The following is a 5,663-nucleotide window of genomic DNA, read 5'->3' as shown; positions in this document are numbered from 1 at the left end:
CATCAAAATCCTGGAAATCATTTTCGACTCCCCTCCCGTATTTTTGCTCGTATCATACCCTAATTCAGCAACGCCACTTTTTCAACATCACCGTCGATACCGCAAAAAAAAACCCCAAACCAAAATTGGTCGGGAGTTATTTAATCAGGGTGCATCTACTAATTTAGTCTCCCGTCTCACAGCACCTCTTTCAGGAAACTTTGGCAGAATTTGGGATAATTTTTGGCGAGGGCGTGCGATCGCCAAAAAAAACCCGGCCAAAATTGGTCGGGAGTTAATTAATCAGGGTGCATCTACCAATTAAGTTTCCTGAGAATTCGATCGCAATCCGGACACTTACCACTAAAAACTCAAAACTCTTTTCGGTGAACCAGAGTTGCACTAGCTTGGTCTGTCGGAACTAGCAAGACTTCGCTAATATTGACGTGGGGCGATCGCGTCGCGCAAAAATACACCACATCGGCTACATCGTCAGCAGTCAGCGGTGTCAATCCTTGATAGACATTTTTTGCCTTTTCTGAATCGCCGTGAAACCGGACATTGCTAAATTCTGTTTCCACCAAACCAGGTTCTATTTCTGTTACCCGCACTGGTGTTCCCAAAAGGTCTTGTTTCAACCCTTCGGAAATAGCTCTCACTGCTGCTTTGGAAGCGCAATAAACATTGCCTTTCGGATAAGCTTGGCGGCCTGCTATGGAGCCGATATTCACTACGTGGCCGAGGCCTCGGCTTACCATTCCCGGCACGATCGCGCGAGTCATGTAAAGCAAGCCTTTAACATTGGTATCAATCATTTCTTCCCAATCTTGGAAGTTGCCTTCGTGCAGTTTGTCTAAACCACGGCTCAATCCCGCATTGTTAATCAGAATATCGATGCTTTTCCAGGCATCGGGAAGCGCAGTTATCGCCGATTCCACTTGCAGGCGATCGCGCACGTCCAATTCTAGCAAATAAATCTCGTTCGCCGACGCAATCAATTTTGTTTCTACAAGTTCGTTTGCCAGTCGATCGAGCTTTTCAAGGCGGCGGGCTGCTAAAATTAGTTTTGCTCCTCCTTTGGCGAATATCTTGGCACAGGCTGCTCCGATACCGCTACTCGCACCTGTAATGAAAACAATTTGGTTTTGGATAGAAATCATTTTTTGTCAGTTGTTAGTTGACTGTTGACTGTTGTTGTCATTGGTTATTTGTTAGTTTTGTTATTTGTTAGTTGTTATTTGCTATAGCCTTTCTCGCTATAGTGAGGTATGTTTAATTCCTTTAATGATATTTTTTTATTTTCAAATATGTACCTCGTGTGACTAATAACCGCTATACCACTTACCACTTACTAATCACCCATTACCCATGCCCCATGCCCCATGCCCCATGCCCCATGCCCCATGCCCATAACACCTATTTTATTATTTGACAACTCGCAATCGCACACTAACTGTTGCAATTCCGCCTTGTCGCATCAAAACTGCTGAAACCCACCGATTTTCGGGAGTAGCCGGAGCTTTACCTACTTTAAAAATTCCCCCGGAATTTAGCAACTCCAGCTCGACTTCTGAGGGATTAAACAAGGTTTTGTCGCTAATGGGTTCCTCCAAAACAGTCCCTATTAAAATATCATCGCCGATCGGCTCTCGCACAATGGCATCAAAATGGTACTCTTCGCCCACCTTAACTTGATCCGGAAAATTCACTTGAATTGTAGGAGGATTTTGCCCCGAACTAAGCTGAGTTTGTTCTGCTAAAATCTCTTGACTAACTATTTTTTCACCTTCAAAGCGCTGCTGGGAACGGATGGTAGATTTGAGAATTAATTCTCTGCCATCCTTTTTTTGAGTGCCGGCAATTGTAGTTATGGTTTCTGCGAGAATAGCGCTACCTTCGGTTTTCCAAGATTTGATCTCGGTGCGGTAATTTAAACTCGGATATCGATTCCAGAGTTGGGTGAGGGCTTTTTCCATGCTTTGGCGGTTTAAGCCGTCAGAATGAGTGAAATTCGGGCTGTAAAATGCCATGACTGCTTTGACATCGCGCCGGTTGGCCGCTGCGTCAATTTCTGTTAGCACTTTTGTGAGTGGGGCAGGCGCATTTGCAGGGGTTTGGGCGATCGTTCGGGGAGTCGCCGCGATCGCACCGATCGCTCTTGCCGCACTAGGATGCAGCACGCCAGCACTTACCACTGTTAAACATAACAACATTTGAGCGATCGACTGCCCGCCGTTAAAGCCAAAAACGATCGCGCGATCGGTTTTTTTGTCCCGACGGCTGGAAAAATACTGAGATGCACTTGGCACTAAATTCAAAAAATTACGCATTAGATGATAATTTGGTTATTTGTCAGGGGTCGTAGCTTGGGCAAATGTTTGCCTGCAACGAAAACTGACAACGGAAGCAGGGACACGGCACAATCTAATTTTAGATGGCTGATTCAAAATTGGCTGAAACTGCCGGAATAATAAGCATAATAATCTAAAACCTCAAATATAAAATTGATCGACCTGTGGAACTTGTACTTGTAAAAAAAGAAACAAATACCTTGACAAAAGCCCCCCTCCGGTTGTTGGTTGCAGCTAGCGGCACTGGCGGACATTTATTTCCCGCCATCGCCACCGCTGGGCAGTTGAACGACTGTCAGATCGAATGGCTGGGAGTTCCAGACCGCATGGAAACCGAGTTAGTTTCATCCCTTTACCCCCTCCACACGATCGCCGTTGAAGGCTTTCAGCAGCGATTTGGACTCGGTACAGTGCGAATTTTGGGCGGACTCGCCGGCTCGATCCTTCAGGTGCGGAAGTTGCTCAAAGCGGGAAATTTTCAGGGAGTGTTTACTACCGGCGGTTACATCGCAGCACCGGCAATTCTGGCGGCTCGTTCTTTGGGCTTGCCGGTAATTCTCCACGAATCTAATGCCATTCCGGGGAAGGTGACGCGCTGGTTTAGTCCTTTGTGCACTGCGGTGGCGATCGGATTTGAAGCCGCGGCCCAACATTTACCCCGTGCGAAAACCGTAGTTGCTGGTACACCGGTGCGATCGCAATTCCTGACTCGCCAACCTCTAAATTTGCCAATTCCTGACAACGTACCTGTAATTTTAGTCATGGGCGGCTCTCAAGGTGCTGTCGCAGTCAATAAGTTAGTGCGCGAGTGTGCTCCGGCTTGGTTTGATGCCGGTGCTTGGGTGGTTCACCTCACCGGAAATAATGACCCGGATGCTGAGAGTTTGAAACACGAGCAATATTTGTCGATGCCATTTTACGACAATGTGGCGAGTTTGTTGCAGCGAGCGAATTTAGCAATTAGTCGATCGGGCGCGAGTGCTCTGACAGAATTAGCAGTGACGGGAGTACCTTCTATTTTAATTCCTTTTCCTCACGCCGCTGACGACCACCAAAGATTTAATGCGGAAGTATTTGCTAAAGCCGGCGCCGCCGTGGTATTCCGTCAAAGCGAACTGACTGCAGATGTGTTGCAAAGCAAAGTGTTGTATTTGTTAAGAGATTCCGAATATTTGGCAAAAATGTCTCAAGCCGCTTCTGAATTAGCGGTGACAGACAGTACAGAACGTTTGGCTAATTTGGTCAAAGAATTGGTGGTGAGGTGATAGTTTTTAGGAGTTTTAACCGCAGATGAAGGCTGATTAACGCAGATGAACGCAGATGCAGGCTGATGTTTTAGACGACGATATGGGAGTGGAGGAATTTAACTACTGATTCTAATCCTTCTTTGGTCTTCAAGTTAGTAAAAACAAAAGGTTTGTCGCCGCGCATTTTTTTCGCGTCCCGTTCCATCACGCCTAAATCTGCTCCTACATAAGGTGCGAGGTCTGTTTTATTAATTACCAACATATCAGATTTAGTAATTCCTGGCCCGCCTTTGCGCGGAATTTTATCGCCTGCAGCGACATCGATTACGTAAATCGTTAAATCTACTAACTCCGGGCTAAATGTTGCCGCCAAGTTATCGCCGCCACTTTCGACAAATACTAAATCTAAATCAGTGAATTTTTGTTCTAACTCTTCTATCGCTACTAAGTTAATAGAAGCATCTTCGCGGATGGCTGTGTGGGGACAGCCTCCCGTTTCTACGCCCAAAATGCGATCGCTCTCTAAAGCTTGACTCCGAACCAAAAACTGGGCATCTTCCTGAGTATAGATATCATTAGTAACAACCGCAATCTGGTATTGCTGCCGCAGCGCCTTGCACAAAGCATCAAGTAAAGCAGTTTTTCCCGAACCAACCGGCCCAGCAATTCCTACACGAAAAGCACCCATAGCGATTTTAGATTTTAGATTTTAGATTTTAGATTTTAGATTTTCTGATTTTTAACTGCGAAACAACCGAGTGTACTGAGTTTCGTGCGCCATGCTAGCCAGTCCTAATCCCCAACTGCAACTGCCAAGGTCATCATCTTCTAATTTTAAAACTTCTTGCGCCGTACAGCTAATTTGAGACTGCAAATCTAACAGTAACTGTTGACCGGCTGTTTGACCCAAGGGAATCAGTTTCACGCCCGCACTCGCCAAATTTGCAGCCCAACTGTACAAATATCCTAACACGGCGGCTTCCTCTTCTATCTGCCAGTTGGCGGCGGCAATGCCAAAGCCGATCGCAAAATTGCACTGATTGCTGCCAGATTCCACGAATTCTTTTACAATTGTTGTTAACCCAGAAGCAACTGGCGATTCCCTGCGGGATAGCTTCGCTTCACGCAAATCCAGCAGCAACCTGACCAAAGTCCGTCCCATTTGCCAACTTTGCAAGCGCAACTCTTCTGTTTCTTTAGTAGCAGTCGCCCAAGCATTCCAGTAATTGAAAGCCGTCAAATCGCGTATCTTTGCCGCCCTCAAAGCCCTTACCGCCACAGCGGCTTCTACTCGAACAGCCCCGAATTGGAGCGAATTTTCTAACCAATTTCTCAAAGTAATCTCGCTGTCGATCGCACCGGTTTCTACCAGACTTTCGATTCCCTCAGAATAACTATAAGCTCCCACAGGTGCAAAAGCTAGCTGTAACAAACATAAAAGTTGATTGTTCACTGTTGACTGTTGACTTCTTGAATTACCCAAACTAATTTGGTTATAAGCCCTCGGATTGCAGGGTGGGAGTAAATCTAAAATCTAAAATCTAAAATCTAAAATCTAAAATCTAATGGCTGTGCCCGTAAGCGCCAATTTCTGGCTGAAACGGCACAATTTCCTCTATTACTTCCAAACCCATTTTTTCCAGCATTCCCTGCAATACAGAGTCGGGAGAAAGCCTTAAATAATTATCGGCAATTTCTAAAGCTACGTGACGGTTTCCTAAATGATAAGCCGCCCGCATCAGTAGCAGCGGACTTGATGCGCGGGCTGTCAGCACCGGTTCGGGTTTTGCACTTACCAGTACCAAACAGCTACCGTCTTCCGACTGCAATAAATCTCGATCGCGCAGTACCGTACCTCTGGGCAAACTCAGGTGCAGCCTTTCCCCCGTTTCCGTCTCGAATCGGTGGCGGCTGCGAGTGCGATCGTCCGATGTCATTTGTAAAGTAAAGCTGACAATAGCATCGGGATTTGCAGGCAAATGTTTTGTGAATGTTAGCATTTTTATATTCTAAGCTGTTCGACATCTAAACTGCATCAACTCGCGTTACCTTTGTTTTTGATCTTTCGGTTCCATTTCATAATTAA

Annotated in this window: 7 protein-coding genes; 2 read left to right on the top strand and 5 right to left on the bottom strand. The window is 46.0% G+C overall.

Annotated features, from left to right (window positions below; genetic code table 11):
• The coding region (locus tag QUA33_RS27270; protein WP_333152784.1) for a hypothetical protein at positions 1-304 on the top strand (304 nt) is incomplete at its 5' end.
• A gap of 46 nt (positions 305-350) precedes the next feature.
• Here QUA33_RS27270 and QUA33_RS27265 read toward each other — a convergent pair.
• Both QUA33_RS27265 and QUA33_RS27260 read right to left on the bottom strand, forming a co-directional pair.
• Complete coding sequence (locus tag QUA33_RS27265) at positions 351-1,139, bottom strand: SDR family oxidoreductase (RefSeq protein WP_333152782.1); 789 nt, start codon at positions 1,137-1,139, stop codon at positions 351-353.
• Positions 1,140-1,403: 264 nt separating this feature from the next.
• Positions 1,404-2,309: a nuclear transport factor 2 family protein gene (locus tag QUA33_RS27260; protein WP_333152780.1), complete on the bottom strand. Its 906-nt coding sequence runs from the start codon at positions 2,307-2,309 to the stop codon at positions 1,404-1,406.
• A gap of 221 nt (positions 2,310-2,530) precedes the next feature.
• Here QUA33_RS27260 and murG point away from each other — a divergent pair, with 221 nt between their 5' ends.
• The gene (murG, locus tag QUA33_RS27255) at positions 2,531-3,595 is read left to right on the top strand and encodes an undecaprenyldiphospho-muramoylpentapeptide beta-N-acetylglucosaminyltransferase (protein ID WP_333152778.1); all 1,065 of its coding nucleotides are present in this window, start codon (positions 2,531-2,533) and stop codon (positions 3,593-3,595) included.
• A gap of 70 nt (positions 3,596-3,665) precedes the next feature.
• Here murG and ureG read toward each other — a convergent pair whose 3' ends face one another.
• The 3 genes from ureG to ureE form a co-directional block, all read right to left on the bottom strand.
• The gene (ureG, locus tag QUA33_RS27250) at positions 3,666-4,265 is read right to left on the bottom strand and encodes an urease accessory protein UreG (RefSeq protein ID WP_333152776.1); all 600 of its coding nucleotides are present in this window, start codon (positions 4,263-4,265) and stop codon (positions 3,666-3,668) included.
• Positions 4,266-4,316: 51 nt separating this feature from the next.
• Entirely contained in the window at positions 4,317-5,030 is a 714-nt protein-coding gene (locus QUA33_RS27245) for an urease accessory protein UreF (protein ID WP_333152774.1), read from the bottom strand.
• 109 nt (positions 5,031-5,139) lie between these two features.
• Positions 5,140-5,577, bottom strand: coding sequence for an urease accessory protein UreE (gene ureE / locus QUA33_RS27240; protein WP_333152772.1), 438 nt, complete (start codon positions 5,575-5,577; stop codon positions 5,140-5,142).
• Positions 5,578-5,663 lie beyond the last annotated feature (86 nt).

Origin of the sequence: Microcoleus sp. Pol14D4 (assembly GCF_036701245.1) — a bacterium.
In the GTDB taxonomy this organism is placed as follows: Bacteria; Cyanobacteriota; Cyanobacteriia; order Cyanobacteriales; family Microcoleaceae; genus Microcoleus.
Note: the sequence above shows the minus strand (reverse complement) of the source record. Positions and strands in the feature narration are given on the sequence as shown.